Raw genomic sequence first — 21044 nt, 5'->3', positions numbered from 1 at the left:
ATTATCACCTTGGAGTCCGGTGAATCCCTATGCCGGGCGAATTGCCGGTGCACTCTCTACTCGTAGTGGAGCGCCCGCAGGGGGTCGAGGCGGGAGGCCCGGTAGGCGGGGAAGCAGCAGGCCAGCAGGGCTGTCAGGGTGAGCAGGGCCAGCACGGCCAGGTAGGTGAAGGGGTCGAAGTTGCCGACCCGGTAGAGCAGGTCCTGGAGCTGCTCGCGCAACAGCAGAGCCATGGTCAGCGCGGCCGCCAGGCCTAAGGCCAATCCGGCGCCGGTAAGCAGCATTCCCTGGCGGACGACCAGACTCAGCACGTCGCCGGCACGGGCTCCCATGGCCATGCGGACGCCGATTTCCTGCGTCCTCTGGGTGACCGAGTAGCTCATCACGCCGTAGATTCCGACCGCCGCCAGCAGCAACGCCGTAACGGCGAAGATGGACAGCAGCAGGACGGTGAAGCGCTGCTCGGAGAGAGAAACGCCCAGCACGCTTTCCAGCGTTTCAACCTCGGCGATGGGGATGTCGGCGTCGAGCTGCCAGATGGCGTTGCGGGCGCTGCCGGCCAGGCTCGAGGGAGCGTCCTCGGTGCGCAGCACGAAGCTCATGCCGCGGTAGGCGAATCCCCGCACCTCGGGATTCTGAGCCATGGCGGTGTACATGTGAGGCTTGACCTCGGCGCGCAAGCTTTGCTGCTTGACATCGTCCACCACCCCCACGATCTCCATCCAGGGGCCGCTGCTGCGCGCCCGCACCCGCTTGCCCAGGCCATTCTCGCCCGGGAAGAAGCGGTCCACAAAGCTCTGGCTGACCACCGTTACGGGCAGGCTACCAGGACGGTCGCCGTCGCTGAAGGTGCGGCCTGCCAGCAGTCCGATGCCCATGGTCTTGAAGTATCCGGGTGAGACAGCCTGCTGATAATCGACGTTGACGGGAGGCGAACCGTCGGTGCGCACCCAGCCCTCGATCTCAAAGTCGTTGGCATTGAGGAAGGAGCGCAGCGGCAAGGAACTGACGGCCGCTGCCGAGCGCACGCCGGGCAGAGCCCGCAGGCGCTCCAGGGCCCTTTGGTAAAAGTCCACCACCGACTCGTTGTCGGCGGCCGCCGTGGGCGAAACCACGGTACGCAAGGTGAGGGCGTTCTCAGCCTCGAATCCGGGGTCGGTGGACTGCAGGGCGGCGAAGCTGCGGATGACCAGCCCCGATCCCGCCACCAGCACCACCGCCAGGGCCACCTCGGCGGTCACCAGCAGGGCCCGGAAGCGGTTGCGTCCGCGCGAGGCCGAGGTGCCGCGTCCGCCGTCTTTGAGCGTCTCCTGCACGTCGCCAGAGATGAGCGTCACGGCCGGCGCGGCGCCGAAGAGCAGTCCCGTCAGCAGCGAAAGCCCCAGAGTGGCGCCGACCACCGTCCAATTCAGTCCGATGGCGTCCAGCCGGGGGATGCTCTCGGGATTGACGGCCAAAAGAACCTGCACGCCCCAATTGGCCACCAGCATGCCCACCATTCCTCCTCCCACCGCCAGGATGGTGCTCTCGGTGAGGAGCTGGCGGATGAGGCGTCCGCGTTCGGCGCCCAGCGCCGAGCGGATGGCGATTTCCTTTTGACGGGCCTCGGAGCGGGCCAGCAACAAATTGGCCACGTTGACGCAGGCGATCAGCAGCACCAGTCCCACAACCAGGGTGAGAAAGACCATCTGCGGACGCACCCCGCCCACCACCTGCTCATGCAGCGGATTGAGGATGTAGGGGTGCCACTCGGGGTTGGGACGGTGGGTGTTGGGCCCGGCGTCCTCGCCCCATCGGGTCACCATAGCCGTCAACTGGTGGCGCGCCTCCTCCACCGTCACGCCCTCGTTGAGGCGTCCCACCACCTGCATGAGGTGATTGCCCCAGCGGGTGGGAAGGCTGGCCGGGTCAATGGCAAAAGGCATCCAGGCCTGGACGTCGTCGTTGGGAAAGTTGAATCCCGCCGGCATCACGCCCACGATCTCGACCGTCTCTCCGTCGATCTCCGCCTTCCTGCCGATCACCGCAGGGTCTCCGCCGAATTTCTGCTTCCACAGGCCATAGCTGAGCATTACCACGTTGTCGTTGTCGGGCACGTCCTCTTCTTTACGGAAGAAGCGCCCGTGCAGCGGGTCGACGCCCAAAGTGGGAAAGAGGCTGAAGGTGGCGTAGCAGACGCTCAGGCGCAGAGGCTCGCCGTCCCCCGTCAGATTGGCGCCCCCGCTGGAGTAGGCGCCCAGATCGCGCAGGAAGTCGGCCCGCTCGTGCATCCCGTAGTACTCGGGCGGCGAAACCGGAAACTGGAAGAAGTCCATGGTGGGGAACTGGCTCCAGATCTGCACCAGTTGCTGAGGCTGACGGTAAGGCAAAGGCTTGAGCAGCACTCCGTGGACGACGCTGAAAATGGCGCTGTTGGCGCCGATGCCCACGGCCAGCGTCAAAAGGGCGACCAAGGTGAAGCCAGGATGCTTGGCCAGTACGCGGATGCCATAGCGCAGATCGTTCCAAATGGTGCTCATGCTTTCTCCTCAACTCCTCAGTGGGTTCCAACCTAAGACGGAGCAGCCGGCAGAAAGGTTGGGTGGCAGTCCAAATTCGACTTGTCCGCTACATGCTGTAACGCTACAAACAGTAGCATTTGGGCGGAGAGGAAGTCAATGCTTCCTTTTGGCCGGGGGGAGCGGAGGAGGAAATCTCCTCCCTACTCCACCCGCAGGGCCTCGCTGGGATCGACGCGCAGGGCGCGCCGGGAGGGGACGTAGGCGGCCAGCAGGGCCGCGGCCACCAGCAGGACGGTGAAGCCCACGAAGGTGATCAGGTTGAGCTGGATGGTGCCGAAGAGGGTGCTTTCCATGAAGCGTCCCAGGACGAAGGCCAGCAACAGTCCGATGGCGCAGCCGATGGCGGTCAGTCGCAGCGCTCCGCCCAGGGTCAGGCGCAGCACGTCGCGTCCCAGCGCTCCCAGGGCCACGCGGATGCCGATCTCGCGGATGCGCTGGTTGATGGAATAGGCCATGACGCCGTAGATGCCCACCACCGAGAGGATCAGCGCGATGGCGCCGAAGACGCCCATGATGGTGGCGGCGTAGCGCAGTCCGATGGTGCGGTCGGAGAGGGTCTGGCGCTGGGTCTTGACGCCGAAGACGGGTTGGTCGGCGTCCAGCCGGCGGACGGCTCGACGCAGCGAGGGGGCCAGCGATAGGGGGTCGCCCGTGGTGCGCAGCGCCACATAGACTCCCCGATAGGGCATCTGGGCCATAGGCAGGTACATGGTGGGCCGGGGTCCGCCGAAGAACCAGTTGTGGGTGACATCGCCGGCCACCCCTACCACCGTGTACCACTGGTCGGGATTTTCAGGCAGCCTGAAGCGCTGCCCCAAGGGGTCTTGCTGAGGCCAGTCGCGGCGGGCCATCTGGCGGCTGACGATGGCCACCCTGCGGCTGTCCTCGCGGTCCTGTTCGGTGAAGGCGCGTCCGTTGAGGATGGGGACACGCATGGTCTCGAAGAAGTCGGGCGTGATCACGCGGAAGTCGGCTGAGGGGCGCTCGGCGATGGTGGCCGCCGGACGGCCTTCCAGTTCATAGTCGCGGCTGCTGCCGTCGGGAGCAGCCGGCAGGATGTTGGCGACGGCGGCATTCCTGACCTGGGGCAGAGCCTCCAGTTCCAGTTCCAGGCGGTTCCAGAAATCGCGGCGGTCTTCGGCCTGGGGATATTTTTCACTGGGGAGCACCAGTTGGGCCGTCAGCAATCCGTCGGGATCATAGCCTTGGTCCTGCTCGATCAGCCGCATCGAGCCCTGGATGGAGAGCCCGGAAGCGATCAGCAGCATGAGGGCCACGGCCACTTCGGCCACCACCAGCAGACGGCGTCCCCGCTGGCTGCTGCCCGCCGAGCCGCTGCGTCCGCCTTCGCCGATGACCTGGTTGAGATCGAGACGGGTGGCGGAGAGAGCCGGGGCCAGGCCGAAGATGACGGCCGCCACGACGGCCAGCGCGCCGGCGAAGAGCAGCATCCGGTAATCGACTCCAATCTTGTCCCAACCCATCATGAAGACGCGGATCTCAGCCGGAAGGCTGGTGCGCAGCAGTTCGCTGGCCGCCCAGGCCATGGGCATGGCCGCCAGGGCTCCGGCCAGCGAGAGGATCAGGTTCTCGGTCAACAACTGGCGCATCAGGCGCCAGCGTCCGGCCCCCAGCGCGACCCGCAGGGAGAGTTCCTTGGCCCGCTCGCCGCCTCGGGTCAAAAGCAGGTTGGCCACGTTGACGCAAGCGATCAAGAGCACGAAGACGACGGTAATCTGCCACACCATGAGAAAAGCCGGGGCGCCGATGTCGACGACCGCCTTGCTCAGAACCATGACGTTGACGCCCCAACCGGCGTTGCTGTCGGGGAACTGCTGGGCAAGACGCTCGGCCCGCGCCGCCAAGGCCGCCTGGGCCTCGTCGGCGCTGCGTCCCTGGCGCAAGTGAGCCAGCACGTTAAGGTAGTGACTGTCGCGCTGCTGAGCCGTTTCGGGACTGATCACCAGGGGCGCCCACAGTTCGGTTCCCATGGGGTAGTGGAATCCGGCCGGACCCACTCCCACCACTTCGTAGGACTGCCCGTTCAACTCGATGGACTGCCCCACGATAGAGGCATCGGCGCCGTAGCGGCGAACCCAGAAGTCGTGTCCCAGCACTACCGTCCGCTCTTGGGCCGGATCGTTTTCGGCCAGCCGCAGATCGCGGCCATGGGTGGTCTGAACGCTGAGCATGCCCATCCATCCCGGCGTGACCAGCGTCCCGTGGAGGCGCTCGGGCTGATCGGTGCCGGTCAGGTTGACTTCCCACCACTGGTGGGCGTGGACCTGCTGAAAGAGTTCGGTCTCTTCTTTCCATTCCAGGAAATTGGCGGGCGAGGCGCTGGCCCGGTCCCAACCTTGCGACTCGATGGTCTCGAAGACCTGCACAATGCGGTCCACGTTGGGAATGGGGAAGGGCCTCAGCAACAGGGCGTCGATGAGGTTGAAGACCGCCGCATTGGCGCCGATCCCCAGGGCCAGGGTCAAGACAACCACCGCCGAGAATCCGGGGCGTTTGCGAAGGCTGCGAAGTGCGAATATGAAATCTTGCTTGAAACTGCTCATTGGGCGCTCTCTCCGTTCGTGGTCTTGACGATCCGTACGGAGCGCGCCCTGGGAAGGTTCAAGGAACGCCTGCACTAATGCTTCTCTTGGCTCACAACCTGGCCGTCGATGATCACGCCGGTGACATGGGTGGTGTACTCGAAGGGGTCGCCGTCGTAAAGGACCACGTCGCCATCCTTGCCCACCTCAAGAGAACCCACCCGGTCGTCGACCCCCAGTATGCGGGCGGCGTCGATGGTGACGGCGGCCAGAGCCTCATCCCATAGCAGCCCGTTGGAGGCGGCCCATCCGGCTTCGAAGAGCAGAACCCGGGTCTTGGGCACGTAACCTTCATAGCCGGTCTGGTAGCAGAAGGTAATGCCGGCATCTCGAAGGCGCGGGCCGGCTTCGAAGGTGGCGTTTTCAGCTTCTCCGAAATGGCGCATGCCAGGTGCGTGAAGGATGACCGGGACGTCGGCCGCCATGATCTTTTCGGTGATCAGGTGGGCTTCGGCGGCGCCGTCCAGCACCAGGTTAAAGCCGAATTCCTCGGCCAGACGGATGGCGGCCAGGATGTCGCGGGACCGGTGTGCGGTCACCAGCAGCGGCATCTCGCCCGAGAGCACCTTGGCCAGAGTCTCCTTGTGCAGGTCGCGGGCCGGCTCCTTGCCCTCCTCGGCGTTCTCCATCTTGTCCAGGTAGTCCTGGGCCTTGATGAACTCGGAGCGCAGCAGGGCCATCATCTTGGAACGGCTTCCCGGCGAGCGGCCCCCCGAAGCCTTGGCGCCGTCGCCCAAAGTGGCGGCCAGCATGGCCGAGGGCACCATGAGCGCGTCGTCGACAGTCTCTCCGTAGGTCTTGACGATCATGGTCTGGCCTGAGACGAGCTGACCCGGACCGTGGCCGGTGTGGAGGGTGGTGACGCCGTGGCGGCGCACCCATTCCACCAGCGTTTCGCGGGCGTTGTAGGCGTCCAGCGCCCGCAACTCGGGCTGGATGGGGGAGGACTCTTCAAGGTGATCCTGGTCATGGTTCTGGTTGAGGTAGCCGGCCAGTCCCACCACGCTGTGGGCGTCCACCAGTCCGGGAGTGGCCACTTTGGCTTCCAGCACGGTCACGCCCGAAGGAATCTGCACCTGGGAGGCCGGTCCCACAGCGGAGATCTTGCCCTCCTCGATCAGCACCACCCCGTCGCTGATAGCGTCGCCGGCGGCGGTATGCAGGGTCTCGGCTTTGACGGCCACCTGGGCCTGAAGAGGCAGGAGAGCGGCCGCTAAGAGAAGGCTGAGCAGTATGAAATTTCGGTAACGCATTAGTAGTCGGCCTCCTGGGAGAGCTGGTGGACTTCATTGGCTTGGTCGTTGCTGGCTCCATAGCCTCCCACGGCGTAGAGGCGGTCTTGGGGGTCGTCGCGGTCGAAGACCTTGACGCCGTCCACCCAGGTCTGGCGGACTTTGCTGTAGACGCTGAGCGGATCGCCGTCGAGGATGATGAAGTCGGCGTCCTTGCCGGGCTCCAGCGTCCCCACCCGATCTTGCAGGTCGAGCATGATGGCGTTGGCCATGGTGAGTCCGTAGAGGGCCTTTTCCCGCGACATTCCGGCCCGCACGGCCCATCCCGCCGAGCGCAGGAAGAGGCGCGAATCGGTGATGCCGTCGTCGGTGTGGAAACCCACCAAGGCGCCGGCTTCCTCCAGGATGGCGGCGTTTTCCAAGGTGATGTCCTTGGCTTCGATCTTGCCGCCCGGGGACTCGATCATGATGATGGAGTTGCCCACCACCTGATCAGAGGCGGCGATCTCTTCAGCCACCGCCCAGGCGTCGGAGACATGCTGAAGCACCACCTTGAAACCGAACTCCTCGGCCAGGCGCAGCACGGTGAGAATGTCGTCGTGACGATGGGTGTGGTGGTGGACGATGCGCTTGCCTTCAAGCACTTCCAGCAGCCCCTCCATGCGCAGGTCGCGGGCCGGCATCTTTTCTTCATCGTCCTCGGCGGCTTCTATCTTGGCTCGATATTCCTGGGCCTTGAGGTACTCTTCGCGCACCAGTGCGGCGCTCTTGGCGCGGGTGCCGGGGAAAGGCGGATTGCGGCGCGAGTTGGTGCCGTTGGCCATTTTCATTCCGCCCCTGGGCGACCCGTCCTCCCAGGGGATGATCAGGTCTTCCACGGTGTTGCCGTCGCGCAGCTTGAGGTAAACCGTCTGGCCGCTGAGCAGGTGTCCCGAGCCGGGCATGACGTTGGCCACCGTGATGCCTCCGGCCTGGGCTTTCTGGATGCGCGAGTCTCGGGCGTTGACGGTCTCCCAGACCCGGATGTCGGGCTGGATGGGGGCGCTGCGGTCGCCGCCTTCCAGCTCTCCGATGTGGCTGTGGCTGTCGATCAGCCCCGGCATGATGACCCTGCCCGACACATCGATCTGCTCGGTGTCGGCGGGCAGCGTCATGGCCGCCGAAGATCCCACGGCCGTAATCTTGCCGTTTTCGATGAGCAGGATGCCGTTTTCGATTTCGGGGCCTTCGATAGGAATGATCCTCGCTCCCACGAAGGCTTTGGGAGCCTCCTGGGCCCAGAGGGCGGCCTGGCACAACACCAAGCCCAGAGCAAGGTACGCGACGATGGATGATTTACTCAAGGGAACTCCTTTGTCAGCACTCTTCCGGTTATCTCACACTTTCAATGTTCTTTCAGAATCGCCTTCCGCGAGCCCGGACTTGACTTCTAACACAGTCCTTGGGCTAGCGAATGGCTCCCTTCCAGGGAGCCGGGATTCGAGTGGCAACGGTCTTTCGCGGCCCAAGTTACTTGCGCGTGTAGACGATTTCGCCGCCTACGATGGTGTGGTCGACCTGGGCGGTGGGGATCTCTTCCTCGGGGATCTCCAGGATGTCCTTGGAAAGCACGGTAACGTCGGCCAGCTTGCCCACCTCCAGCGAACCCTTGAGGTCTTCTTCGAAGGCCGCGTAGGCGTTGTTGATGGTGTAGGTGCGCAGGGCCTGCTCGCGGTTGAGGCGCTCGTCGGGATAGAAGCGCTTGCCGTTGACCATCATGCGCGAGACGGCCGAGTAGTAGCTGGCGATGGGGGAAACGTCTTCCACCGGGGCGTCGGTTCCGTTGGTCACCACGGCCCCTGATTCCAACAGGGTCTTCCACAGGTAGGCTCCCTCGCGCGAGCGCTTCTCGCCCAACCGGTCGGGCACCCAGGGACCGTCCGAGGTGGCGTGCACGGCCTGCATGGAGGCGATCACCTCCAGCCCCGCGAAGCGCTCGATGTCGTCGGGATGCAGGTGCTGGGCGTGCTCGATGCGCCAGCGCAGGCCGGACTTGTCGGGATGCTCCTGGAAGACCTTTTCGTAGAGGTTGAGGACTTCGCGGTTGCCCCGGTCGCCGATGGCGTGGATGCAAAGCTGGTAGTCGTGCTCGATGGCCAACTGGGCCGTCTCGTAGACCTCGTCCATCGGCACCAGGTTGAGTCCGGTCAGTTCGGGGGCGTCGCTGTAGGGTTCCAGCAGCCAGGCGCCGCGAGATCCCAGCGCGCCGTCGATGGAGACCTTGATGGCCCTCACCGTGAGCTTGTTGTCGCCGTATCCCTCCACCCGGTAGTCGGCCAGATTCTTCTCCAGGCTTTCGTTGGAGGCACGGATCATGACCCACAGCCGCAGGGGCATCTTGCCCTCGTCCACCAGGGTTTTGAAGAGATCGATGGTCTGGAAGCCGGAGCCGGCGTCCTGAAAGCTGGTGATGCCCTTGCGCAGGCATTCCTGGGCGGCCAGTTCGGCCATTTTGCGGGCGCGTTCCTCGCTGCCGTCAGGCGTATCCATGAGCCTCTGAGCGGTCTCACGCAGCAATCCCACGAGCTTGCCCTTGCTGTCGCGCAGGATCTCGCCTCCCTGCGGATCGGGCGTCCCGCCGTCGACCCCTGAGACCTGCAGGGCCTTGGCATTGACGAAGGCCGCGTGTCCGGAGGCGTGGGTGAGCATGACGGGATTGTCGGGCGACACCTTGCTCAATCCGTCGTGATAGGGAAAACCCTCGTAATTAGGGTCGGGCACGCTTTGCCATTTGTCCTGGTGCCATCCGCGGCCCATGATCCATTCGCCGGGCTCGCTCTTCTCCACCGCCGCGGCCACCAGGTCGACGATCTCCTGCCAACTCCGGGGCGTAGTCAGGTCGAGGATGAGTTCGGCGTTGCCGATGCCCATGAAGTGGCCGTGCCCCTCGATGAATCCGGGGATGGCGCGGCGGCCTTGCAGGTCCACCACCTCGGTGGACGGTCCCAGGTAGGCCTCGATATCGGCGTCGCTGCCCAGGGCCACGATGCGTCCCTCGCGGGCGGCCAGCGCCTGCACCTCGGAGTTGTTTTCATCGACGGTGGCGATCTTGCCGTTTTTCAAGACCAGGTCGGCCGGCTGCTGGGCCGTCCCGCCGCAGGCTGCGGCCACTACGAATAGCAATATGAGTCCAAACAGACGTCTCATTCGTCCCCCCTTGATTCCGCGGCGGATCAATGGACCCGCTTCTTAACTTTGCTCCAGAACTCTTCGCGCAATTCGCGCTTGAGGATTTTGCCCGTTCCTCCCTTGGGAAACTCGTCGTAAAAACGTACCGCCCGAGGACACTTGAAGTGAGCCAAGTGCTCCCTGGCATAGGCGATCAGTTCCTCTTCCGAGGCTTGGCGGTCGTCTTTGAGCACCACCAGCGCCATGGGCACCTCTCCCCATTCGTCGTCAGGAACGGCGATCACGGCGCATTCCAGCACGGCCTCGTGACCCAAAAGGGCTTTTTCGACTTCGATGCTGGAGATGTTCTCGCCTCCGCTGATGATGATGTCCTTGGTGCGGTCCACGATCTGCACGTAGCCGTCGGGAGCGATGGTGGCTGCGTCTCCGGTATGAAACCAGCCGCCCCGAAAGACCTCTTCGTTCTCCTCAGGACGGTTGTAGTAGCCTTCCATCACCATATCGCCGCGCACCACGATCTCGCCGACCGACTGGCCGTCCCAGGGCAGCGGGCGGCCTTGCTCGTCCCAAACCTCGATCTCGGCACCAAGATTGGCGGTTCCGGCCATGCACTGCAAGTCGAGACGCTCCTCTTCGTCCAGTTCGAAGTGGGCTTTGGGACGCGCCAGCGTCAGCGCGGGGGAGGTTTCCGTCAGTCCGTACCCGGCCAGGCAGAGACAGTCGAAAAGCTCTTCCACCTGGCGGGTCAGGTGGGGATTGCTGGCCGATCCACCCACCGTGATAAGACGCACCGAGGACAGGTCGTAGCGGTCGCGGTGCTTGAAATTGACCAGGGCGATGGCCATGGTGGGCACCAGCGAGAGTCCGGTTACGCCGTTGCGTTCGATGGCCTCGAAGACTTTCTCGGGCTCGAACTTGGGCAGCATCACGTGAGTGCCTCCCAAACCCGTCAGAAGCTGAGGGCTGCCCCATCCGTTGACATGAAAGAGAGGAATGGTGTGCAGCAGCACGTCGGCGTCGTTGGTGCGCAGCGCCAGGGCCAGTTCCAGGGCGTGAAGGTAGAGATTGCGGTGGGTCAGCATGACGCCCTTGGGACGTCCCGTCGTGCCCGAGGTATAGAAAATCTCGGCCACGGCGTTCTCGTCGACCTGCATATAGTCGAATTGGAGCTGAGGGGAGGACTGGGCCAGAAGTTCCTCGTAGGTGTGCTGCTCGATCCAGGAAGGCGCGTCCTCGGCGGGGTCGAGCAGCACGAAGCGCTCTACGGTCTGCAAGCGGTCGCGGATCTTGACGATGCTGTCCAGAAAGTCGGCGTGAAAAAAGACCGCCGAAGCGCCGGCGTCGTCGAGGATGAAGGCGAAGTCGTCGGCTGTCAGGCGGACGTTGAGAGGCAGCAATACATGCTCGGCCAAGGGCACCCCGTAGTAGCCTTCCAGAAGCTCATGGGTATTGTAGGCCACGAAAGCCACCGGCGACTGGGCGGGCAAGTCCCAGCCGAGCAACAGGTTGGCCAACCTGCGGCAGCGTTCATCGTACTCTCGGTAGGTCCAGGACTTGTCATCTTCCACCACCGCCTGTTTGTCCCCGTACTGACGACGGGCTCGGTGGAGGAAACGGATCGGCGTCAGGGGAATCTTCATAGAGCTTTCTAAGCGAGAGGCGAAACGAAAATCTGGCGAGCGAGCTGCTCGCTCAGACCATGGACCTTGCCTTCGACCTTGATGTTGACGGGACCATTGAAGGGCGCCTTGTCCATGACTTCGAGCTGGACATCGGGATAGACGCCGATGGAGGCCAAATAGCGCAAGACGTCGGAATCGCGATCGCTGACCCTCCGCACCTCTACCGTTTGACCGGCGGAAACCTCCCACAGCGAATCGAAGCGCACGTCCTCAACCGTGCCGTCCTTGCGGGGAATGGGGTCGCCGTGAGGGTCGCGGGTGGGAAAGCCCAAGGCCTCGTCGATCTTGTCTTCGAACTCCTCGGAGATTACGTGTTCCAACTTCTCGGCTTCATCGTGTACCTTGTCCCAGGTGTAGCCGAGCACTTCGGCCAAATAGAGCTCGATCAGCCGGTGATGGCGGATGGTCTCGAGAGCGACCTTGGCACCCGCATCCGTCATCTTGACCCCCTGATAGGGCTTGTAGGAGACGAGCTTCATCTGAGAGAGCTTTTGGATCATGTTGGTGGCGCTGGCGGCAGAGCAATTCATCCGCTCGGCCAGTTCCGAGGTCGACACCATCTCCCCCTCCTGAGAAGCCTGATAGATGGCTTTCAGGTAGTCTTCCATCGCTCGGCTGATCATGGTTTTGCAATCTCCGCGACTTATGATAGCAAATCGCGGCGCCGCCTTAAGCGGGCTCAGGCGGCTCATGAAAAGGAGGGATAATGGCTCATCAAATCGTGGCGCTTCCCGGCGACGGGATCGGCAAAGAAGTAACCGCGGCAGCTCTGACGGTATTGCGACATCAGAGCGAAATCCACTCTCTCGATCTGGAGGTGGAGGAAATGCCGGTGGGCGGCAGCGCCATAGCCCGCCACGGACAACCTTTGCCCGACTTCGTACTGGAGGCCTGCCGCCGCTCGCCCATCGTCCTGCTGGGAGCGGTGGGAGATCCGGCCTTCGACAGTCAGCCTCCCCACAACCGGCCCGAGCAGGCCATTCTCAAGCTGCGCAAGGAACTGGGACTCTTCGCCAACCTGCGTCCCGTACGCGCCTACCCGGCCCTGCTCGAGGCCTCCACCCTCAAGCCCGAGGTGCTGGAGGGAGTCGACATCCTCATCGTGAGGGAACTGACCGGAGGCATCTATTTCGGCCAACCGCGCGGCCAGGAGGAGCGTGAAGGGGCGCGCGCCGCCTACAACACCGAGATCTACTACGACTGGGAAATCGAGCGCATCGCCCACAGCGCCTTCAAAGCCGCCCGGCTGCGCGGCCGCCGGGTCGTCAGCGTCGACAAGTCCAATGTGCTGGAGGCCTCGCGCCTGTGGCGGGCGGTGGTGGAAGAAGTGGCCGGCCAATATCCCGAGGTGGAACTGCGGCATATGCTGGTCGACAACTGCGCCATGCAGCTCATTCGCCGGCCTTTGCAGTTCGACGTGCTGCTCACCAACAACCTTTTCGGCGACATCCTCAGCGACGAAGCCGCCATGCTGACGGGGTCGCTGGGCATGCTGCCATCGGCCAGCCTGGGGCGCCTGCGGGACGGCCGCGCCGCCGGACTCTTCGAGCCGGTCCACGGATCGGCCCCCGACATCGCGGGCGAAGACAAAGCCAACCCCTTGGCCGCCATCGCCTCCGCCGCCCTGCTGCTGCGCCACGCCTTGTCCATGGAGGAGGCGGCTCAAGGCATTGAAAAAGCTCTTGAGGAGGTGCTGAGCGAGGGATGGCGCTGTGCCGACATCGCTTCCAGCAACACCCCGCCGGCATCGATCCTGGGCACCCGGGACATGACCGAGAAGGTGGTGGAAAGACTGCGATAAGGCGGGGAATTGAAGAGGTTGAGGAAGGGCCGAAGCGGAAACCGTGCGGGGCCCGAAATTCCCTATCTCCGCTTCGGCGCTTCTTCCAGCCTCAAACTATAGGCTCTGCGCAGGCGCATGTATGTGAGCCACATCACCAAGTAGAAAAAACGGGGCAGAAAGAGCACGGCCTTGAGGGCCGTCCGGAAAGCCCAGCGAGTCAGCAGAAAGCGTCCGCGGCTCTGCCTGGCATGCATGGTCAGGAACCGCCCCAGGCGCCTGAAGCGGAAGTAAAAACAGTCGTGGTTTTCGTTGATGACCAGGCGGTGACGCGCGGGTGCCAGGAAGAAGAGCAGCTTCTGGAGGCGGAAAATGGGCCGTCCCGAAAACATGGCCGCCACGCTGTCCAAGCGCAGTCGGCGCATTTCGCCCCAAAGGCGCAGGTTCTTCACCAGCCCCTCTTTTCTGTAGGTGATGACGCGGGCCACTCCGGGCTGCGACTGGAAGAACGGTTTCCGGTCCTGACGGCAGAGGACGAAGAGTCGGGCAACGCGGGCCAGGCTTGGACTGCGGACAGTCTGCATCGCCTTGACCATCTCGGCGTCGTCCTCGCTCTGAATGAGGAGAAGGCGATGGGGCATGGCGTCGGCGGCCGTCCTCTCGCGCCGCAGCAACATGCCCCAGGTGCGCCACCCCAGGTAGTAGCACTCCAGTTGCGAATTGAAGATCAAGCGGTTGCGGGCGCGGATGAGGAAAAAGAAGAGCTTGGAAAGGCGAAACGTCGGCCGTCCCGAGAAAAGCGCCGCCGCCACGTCGGTTTGCCGCCGCCTCAGATGCCACCACAGTTTCAGGTAACCGCGCCAATCCCCTCTGGTGTAGGTCAGCACGTCGTCGACTTGCGGCAGTTTGCGGAATGCTCCCTCGCGTTGACGGTTGCAGACCACGGTGATGGGCGGACTTCCGGAGATCACTTTGGAATGGCGCAGCCGCTCCAGCACCTGGCCCATGCGGGGCATGCCGTCGGTCTGCACCAGAAGGATGTGATCGGGCTTGGGCAGCCCCGCGTCTCCCACCACGTCGGCGCGCAATCGGTCCTTGCGGAAGATGCGCGGCCAGGAGCGCAAGGTCAGCACATAGCGTTCCAGAGAGGCGTTGAAGACCAGCCGGCGGCGAACGTTGAGGAGGAAGAAGAGCAGCTTGTAGGGTCGGAAGACGGGCCGCCCCGTGAAAACGGCGCAGAGTTCGTCGGCGGGAACCCAACGGGCCCTTTTCCAGAGCCGCCAGAAATCAAAGAGACGACGCCCCGAGTGAAGCAACAGGTCGCATTCCGGAAGAGCCTTCTCCACCAGCTCCCGGTCGGCCTGGCGGCACAGGACAGTCACCTTGGCATGCCGGTAAGCGGGATGGGCGCGCAACCGCTTGACCGACGCCACCAAATACTCGGGCACCTCGGTCTGAATGAAGAGAACGGAGCCCACCAAGGCGCGGTGAGCGGGACGGGTCAGCAGCCTCTTGAGGGCGAAACGCAGCGAGTGGCGCCTACGCTCCAGATCATGCAGCCCCCCTTCGTCCACTACGATGACGCGGGGAACTCCCAGCAGCCAGGGAAGAAAGCGCAGCGACCGTCCTCCCCGTTCGCCTCCGAAATAGACCAGCGCCCCCTGGAATGAGCGGCCCCGCAGACGCCTCCACTCACGCAACAATCCGCCCCGGCTTTGCTCCACCTCGTGGGCCTGGCTGAGAAAAGGCTTCCAGGCGCGACGGGAGGCGCGACGCAGGCTGGGGCTGGCGATGACTTCCAGCACCCGTCCCTGCAACGGCCACTGAGGCCAAGCCTTCAAGAACTCCAAGAACTCGGCAGGGGGAGCGGGGGGGCGCAGGGCCGCCTTCCACATTGCCAGCCGTCCCACAGGACCCAGCACTCCTTCCCATCGGCATGAACGGGCCTGCGGGCCCGCCCGCTTGCGCAACTTCTTCAGGCGCCGGTAACCGCTTCCCAGCAGGGGGAAGACAACGGCCTCGAAGTCCCGGGGCGGGGCGGCTTCAGAGGGCCATTCTCCACGCGAGTACCAGACCCGGTCGAAGGCTGAAAGATCATGGAAGCGCCGGCGGTTGGAATCGGCGTCCAGCAGCACGGCCTCGATGCGGCGTCCGGGTTGGCGCCGGCGCAGGCGCCGGGCCAGGAAGACCATCTGGGGAGGATGACAGGTCTGAATCAGCAACAGTGGCTTGGGGCTCATATTCAGGCTGCCCCCCGTTTGGCGTCTTCTTCGCTCTGTACACCCAACAGCCGGCTGTAGACCCCGCTCATGCGCTCTCCAAGCGGCACCCAGTCGTAGCGCTCTTCGACCGTGGCCCGGCCCGCTCGGCCCAGGCGGCGGGCGAACTCGGGATGACGCAGCAAAGCCAGCGTCCAGCGGGCGATATCGCGGGGATCGTCGGCCACCAGGATGTTCTCGCCGTGCAGCGCGCGAATGCCCTGGCAGGCCAGCCTGGTGGCCACCATGGCCTTTCCCGCCGACCAGCCCTCCAACACCTTTCCGCGGATGCCGACACCGGTACGCAGGGGCACCACCACCACCTGGGCCAAGTCATAGTAGTCGCGCAGGTCCTCCACAAAGCCGGTAACGGTGATTTGGGGATGGTCCGCCAGCTTTCGGATGGAAGCCGGAGGCGAGGAACCCACGATATAGAGATGCGTATTGGGGCGGTCGCGCAGGATGAGGGGAAAGACATCCCGGCAGAAAAAGTGCATGGCGTCGATATTGGGATCGTGGCGGAAAGCCCCTACGAACACCACGGCGTTCCGGTCCACGTCCTCCTCCTGCCCCACCGTGTAAAAGCGGGTGTCGACGCCGGTATTGACCACCTCCAGAGAATCGCCGGGCAAATAGCCGCGCAGGTAGTCGCGGTCGTCGTCGGTGACGCAGATGACCTTGTCGACGCGCCGGCACATTTCGACTTCGCGGTAGAGCGTCTGCAAGGTGTTGTAGGTCTTGCGCAGCTTGCGCCAGGGATTGGATTCCACTTGGACCTGAGTCCAATGGGCCATGTAGTTGACCTCGATCTCAGTCACCAGGCTGGGTGTGTGCGGAAAGAGGTCCTGGTACTGCACCATCTGGGTCCACTCGAAGTGAACCAGATCGAAATCTTCTTCCGCCAGCATTCTCTCCAGCAGGCGGCGGAAGCGGGGACAGTTGAATTCCTCGAAGGGTTCGTAGGGAAAGGGCGAAACCGGCGAATAGCGTCCTCGCCGGATCACCTCGATGCGATGGCAGTGGGGCGCCACCTGGCTGATCTCGGCCTTCTCCTTGTCGGACTCCACGAAAGCCGCCAGCGATACCTGGTGGCGGCCCGACACCTGGCGCAGCAATTGAAAGACGCGTCCGCCGCCGCCGTGGTAGCCGAGGTGCGGCAGGTAGGCGCTCACGATCAGGATGCGCAGGCGGGAGGGGTCGCGGCTGAGCTCGGCCCGGCGGGGATGAAAGCGGTCGAGATAGCGGAAAGGCGTCTCGATCCAGCCGCGGATGCGGGCGTCGCTCCAGCGGCGGGGAGGCTCGGCCAGGCGCAGAGCCAGCACCCGGGGAAGCTTGCGCAGGGCCTTCCAGTAGCCGGTGGGCGAGATGGCGTCGGTCAAATGGCCGGCGTAGAGGAAGAAATGGGGCAGCAGCCAGGACCAGGGATGGTTGCGCCACAAGTACCAAAGGCGCCGCTCTTCGACGATGTCGTCGAGTTGGCGCTTTTCGAAGCGGCGTGAGGAGCTGCTGCGGTGCTTGTGCAGGACGCGGCTCGGCGACGCCAGCAGCACCTTCCAGCCCCGCCTCCAGGCGCGGTAACTGAGGTCGGCGTCCTCGACGTAGACGGGCGAGTAGAGATGAGAGAACCCGCCCAGTTGCAGGAAGCGGCTGCGGTGGAAGGCGGTCGAGCCGCCGCCCGCCCACAGCACGGGCAGCACAGACCGGTTTTCGTGGGCCCGCCCCAGCGGGTTGTGGGCCATCTCCAGGCGTCCGCGGCGCAGCCATGAGCTGGTGTTGCCCGTCTCTTCGCGACGCCGTCCCGGGGGGAAGAAGATCTGGGCCGAGACGGCGAAAACCTGCTCGTCCTGGAAAGGCTCCAGCAATGGAGCCAGGAAATTCTCCTCAACGATCATGTCGTTGTTGAGCAGCACCACGATGTCGCGACAAGCCGCTTCCACTCCCCTGTTGTTGCCTTGGGAAAAACCCAGGTTGCGGGGCAATGCCAACACCCGTACCTGCGGGTACTCCCGATCCAGCCAGGCCAGCGAGTCATCTTCGCTGCCGTTGTCGACCACCAGCACCTCGTGATCGCCTGGACAGGTTTCGAGGGCGCGCATGAGGGGAGGCAGACTCTCTTCCATCAGGCGCCGCCCGTTCCAGTTCAGCATCACCACCGAGCATGCGTCCGTCTGCACCGGCGCTGCGGGCTCGCGGCGGGCACGGAAGAGGCGCTTCAGGGGCAGGGACAAGGCCCGCAGCAGGTCGGTAAGGGCAAAGGATGCCAGCAGCAGAAGTTGAAGCGGCAAGTGAAAAAGCCACAAAAGCAAACGCAGCATCATGAAACTCAGATCATTCCCAATCCGGCGGCGGACCCGGGGCGCCCCTGCGGCACGCTTGGCCAGCCCCAGTCCTTACGGCTGCGACAATTTTCGCCACCACGCATCCTCTCCAAGAGGGCTTGGGCCGGCTGAGGACCTCACGTTTGAACGTCCTCACCGCGGGACGGCCCCGCAAAGAATAAAAAATGCCGGCCGGCCGATCAAGACCGGCGGAATGTGAGCAATCATACAGACTAGCGGTTATAATCGTCTTATGCTGACAGAAAGGTCAACCATGCTTAAGAAAACAACTGCCCTGGGCACCGCTTTCCTTCTGCTTCTGGGAACCCTGTGGGCCACAAGCGTCAAACCCGTCAACTTGCAGGAAATGGTGGGATCGGCTGAGCGCATTTTCTGGGGCTCCTGCGTGAGGGTTGAAGAGACCGCTCTGCCTTCAGGGCTGGTGGCGACCCAATACACATTCCAGGTTCGCCGCGGACTCAAGGGCGTGGAAGCCGGAGAGATGGTGACCTTTCGCCAGTTGCAGTCCACCGACCGCCAGAGCCTCAAAATCCCGGGCCTGCCCACCTTCCGCAAGGGCCAGGAGTCTTTGATCTTTCTCTACGGCGAGAGCCGCTTGGGGCTGACCAGCCCGGTGGGGTTGCAGCAGGGCGTTTTCCGAGTCGAACAGACCGAGCAGGGACTGTCGGTCATCAACGCCCTGGAAAACTCGAACCTGGACTACGACTTGCCCGAGATCAACATGCGCTCGGCGGGGCTGGCGGGACGCGAGCGTGACCTGCTCTCCTCCAAACAGCCCATACCATTGGATACGTTTGCCGCCTTGGTGGCCAAGTTCGACCGACTCAATCAGCAAAGGGCCGATCAATGATCCGAGTAATGCTCGCTACTTCCAGCGCCGCCGCGAAACCGTTTCCGGCGGCGTTGGCTTTTCTGCTCCTCTTGGCAGGACTCTCCCCAACCCAGGCATTGGGCGGAGGCCCCTTCACCGCCGGAATCATCTCCGGCCAGGGTTTCCAGCGCTGGAACCCGGCGCAGCCGGTACCTTACAGCATCGACCCGGGCGCCTTCGGGACCAACCAGAACAACGCCGCCGGCGTGGCACTGGTGGAGGAGTCCTTTCAGCGCTGGGAAGACGTCTCCACGGCCTCGCTGACGACTCAGAACGTAGGGCCCCTGCCCGCCGATGTGACCGCCGCCAACTTCAACAACTTCGATGGCGCGCCTAATGAGCCGGTGTCCATCGTTTTCGATCTTGACGGCAGCATCATCGACAGTGTTTTCGGCGACGGCGCCAGTGACAATACGCTGGGCTTCGCTTCACCCAGGTTTCCCAACGCAGAGGGTTTCTATACCTCGGGGGTTATCGTCCTCAATGGACGAAGGTCCGGCCGTTTCGGATTCGACCAGACGGTTACTCACGAAGTAGGCCATCTGCTGGGACTGGATCATACCCAGATCAACCGCCGCTTCGAAAGCCCTCCCTCCGCCCAGAGGCAATTTGTCCCGTTAATGTATCCCTTGGCCCTCCCCAACCAGGGACCTGAACCGGAACTCGACGACGCCGCCTGGTTTTCATTCATCTACCCCCAACCCGGATTTTCCGACACCGTCGGCAGCATCCGCGGACAGGTCTTCCGCCCCAACGGACTGCCCATGCTGTCGGGGCACGTGACGGCCGTCCAGGTCACGGAGGAAGCCGGCGGCTTGGTCCTTTCCGACAACCAGTTGGTGGGCGGGGCGGTCGATTATCTGCTCTCCAGCGACGGCAGCTTTCTTCTGCCCGGACTGCCGCCGGGAGATTACCTGGTCTTCATAGAGCCCATCGACACCCGCTTCGTTGCCGGAAGCAGCGTAGGCCCCCAGGACGAGTCCACCAGCCGCCAGGACGACTACCCGCGGGATTTCTTCAACGGCGATGGGGAGAGCGCCGATGACGATCCGCTGGAGGCCTTGGTCGTCACGGTCGAGGCCGGACGGACGGTGGAGGACATCGACTTCATCGTCAACGCCCCTCCCCAGTCGGATGCCGAAGTCATCCCGGTCAGCCTGGGAGACGACGATGCCGAGGTCTTCGATTTCCCCGAGGGATTCGCCTTTCCCTTCCAGGGACGGGTCTTCGGGCAGATGATCATTCACAGCGACGGCAACATCTGTCTCAACGACGGCGACGCTGCCTCCACCCCGCGTTCCGCCGGCCGGCTGGTCTTCGGTCCCCCGCGCATCGCGCCTTTTTTCACCGACCTCAATCCCCGGGCCGGCGGGACGGTCCAAGTGGTGGTGCTTGAGGACGCCCTGCGCGTGGAGTGGATCGATGTCCCCGAATTCACGCCAGGCGGCCCTAATCCCCCCGGAAACACTTTCTCGGCCACGTTGCGTTCGACGGGCGAGATCCAGTTCGACTACGGGGACCTGTCGGTGACCCCCGACCCCTTCGACGAGGACCGGCTGGCCGCCGTCGGCGTGGCGCCCGGCTTTTTTTCAGACCAGATTCCCCAGTTTGCGACGGATCTCTCGGCAGCCGGGGGCCCCATACCCTTCGACCAGGTGGCCGTGGTGGAAGATTTCCGAGTCGGCACCGGAGGAATCGACCTGGAAGGGCAGCAGGTGGTCTTCAGGCCTGAAACCCAGACTTTCGTCTTCCCCTTTCTGCAAGCCGACGAGGTGAATTTCACGGGATTCGCCACCGCCAACGTCTCGGGCGGAGGAGCCGCATTGACGCTGGAGAATTTCAATTCCGACGGGTCCTCGGCGGACTTGCCCACCAACCCCTCCATCCGCGGCGTCCTGGACGGCTTTCAATTCGCCCAGGTGGGCAACGAACTCTTCGACGTGCCCGCCCAGAGCCCCCAGAGCGGCTGGGTGCGCATGATCAGCAACCAGCCGGAGCTGGCCAGCTTCTTCCAGTTCGGAAACGGGCTCTCCGCAACTCCCCTCACCCAGCTCGACGGAGGCGTGGCTATCCGTCAAGACCAGATCGGCGACGTCATCTTCTTCAGCCGGGTGCTGCAAGGACCTGTCTTCCTTTCGCCCGGAGCCCAGGTCGAGGCCGAAACCGTCTTCTCCATCATCAATCCCAGCGACCAGGAAATCGAGATCGAAGCCACCTACTTCAATACCGTAGGAGCCATGCTTTTCAACCCCGTCACCCGCGTGATTCCGCCTCGCGGATCCATCCGGGAGAGCTTTCCCCAGCTTTTCGGCAACGCACCTCCCATCATGGACGGCTATGTTCGCGTGGAGTTGTTGCAGGGAAGCCAGGTTACGGGATTTCAGTTGATCAGGCTGCCCGACAGCGTCTTCGGGATCAATGCCTTCCGTCCCGGGCAGGTAGACACGATCTACTCGGCTCAACTCGCCAACGGCGGGGCGGGAGGAGCCTTCAGCTTCACCAACCTGAACCTGGTCAATACCTCCAATCAGCAGGTTTTGGTGACCATTA

At 63.7% G+C, this 21044-nt stretch carries 12 protein-coding genes; 3 read left to right on the top strand and 9 right to left on the bottom strand.

Features of this window, described 5'->3' with window-relative positions; all coding sequences use genetic code 11:
- Positions 1-56: 56 nt before the first annotated feature.
- The 7 genes from VLU25_12810 to VLU25_12780 all read right to left on the bottom strand — a co-directional run bounded on the left by VLU25_12810 (position 57) and on the right by VLU25_12780 (position 11869).
- Complete coding sequence (locus VLU25_12810) at positions 57-2519, bottom strand: ABC transporter permease (protein HSR68811.1); 2463 nt, start codon at positions 2517-2519, stop codon at positions 57-59.
- 182 nt (positions 2520-2701) lie between these two features.
- On the bottom strand, positions 2702-5125 hold the full coding sequence (locus tag VLU25_12805; GenBank protein HSR68810.1) for an ABC transporter permease: 2424 nt from the start codon (positions 5123-5125) through the stop codon (positions 2702-2704).
- A 74-nt stretch (positions 5126-5199) separates the two neighbouring features.
- Positions 5200-6417: an amidohydrolase family protein gene (locus VLU25_12800; protein HSR68809.1), complete on the bottom strand. Its 1218-nt coding sequence runs from the start codon at positions 6415-6417 to the stop codon at positions 5200-5202.
- Positions 6417-7739 carry an amidohydrolase family protein gene (locus VLU25_12795; GenBank protein HSR68808.1) on the bottom strand — a complete coding sequence of 441 codons (1323 nt, stop codon included), beginning with the start codon at positions 7737-7739 and terminating at the stop codon, positions 6417-6419. The genes VLU25_12800 and VLU25_12795 overlap by 1 nt, the downstream gene beginning before the upstream one ends.
- A gap of 166 nt (positions 7740-7905) precedes the next feature.
- Entirely contained in the window at positions 7906-9582 is a 1677-nt protein-coding gene (locus VLU25_12790; protein ID HSR68807.1) for an amidohydrolase, read from the bottom strand.
- Between the two features lie 26 nt (positions 9583-9608).
- Positions 9609-11204, bottom strand: a complete 1596-nt coding sequence (locus VLU25_12785; GenBank protein HSR68806.1) for a long-chain-fatty-acid--CoA ligase — start codon at positions 11202-11204, stop codon at positions 9609-9611.
- Positions 11205-11212: 8 nt separating this feature from the next.
- Positions 11213-11869, bottom strand: coding sequence for a metal-dependent transcriptional regulator (locus VLU25_12780; GenBank protein ID HSR68805.1), 657 nt, complete (start codon positions 11867-11869; stop codon positions 11213-11215).
- Between the two features lie 83 nt (positions 11870-11952).
- Between VLU25_12780 and leuB the strand changes: the two genes are divergently transcribed.
- Complete coding sequence (gene leuB, locus VLU25_12775) at positions 11953-13047, top strand: 3-isopropylmalate dehydrogenase (GenBank protein ID HSR68804.1); 1095 nt, start codon at positions 11953-11955, stop codon at positions 13045-13047.
- A gap of 62 nt (positions 13048-13109) precedes the next feature.
- Here the strand turns inward: leuB and VLU25_12770 are convergent, their stop codons facing one another.
- Both VLU25_12770 and VLU25_12765 read right to left on the bottom strand, forming a co-directional pair.
- Positions 13110-15266 carry a hypothetical protein gene (locus VLU25_12770; protein HSR68803.1) on the bottom strand — a complete coding sequence of 719 codons (2157 nt, stop codon included), beginning with the start codon at positions 15264-15266 and terminating at the stop codon, positions 13110-13112.
- A 2-nt stretch (positions 15267-15268) separates the two neighbouring features.
- A complete protein-coding gene (locus VLU25_12765) occupies positions 15269-17602 on the bottom strand; it encodes a glycosyltransferase (protein HSR68802.1) in 2334 nt (777 codons plus the stop codon).
- Between the two features lie 274 nt (positions 17603-17876).
- Here VLU25_12765 and VLU25_12760 point away from each other — a divergent pair, with 274 nt between their 5' ends.
- Both VLU25_12760 and VLU25_12755 read left to right on the top strand, forming a co-directional pair.
- Positions 17877-18473, top strand: a complete 597-nt coding sequence (locus VLU25_12760; protein HSR68801.1) for a hypothetical protein — start codon at positions 17877-17879, stop codon at positions 18471-18473.
- A gap of 8 nt (positions 18474-18481) precedes the next feature.
- On the top strand, positions 18482-21044 hold a 2563-nt coding region (locus VLU25_12755), incomplete at its 3' end, for a hypothetical protein (GenBank protein ID HSR68800.1).

It is taken from the genome of Acidobacteriota bacterium, assembly GCA_035471785.1.
GTDB lineage: Bacteria > Acidobacteriota > UBA6911 > RPQK01 > DATIPO01 > JANQFM01.
Note: the sequence above shows the minus strand (reverse complement) of the source record. Positions and strands in the feature narration are given on the sequence as shown.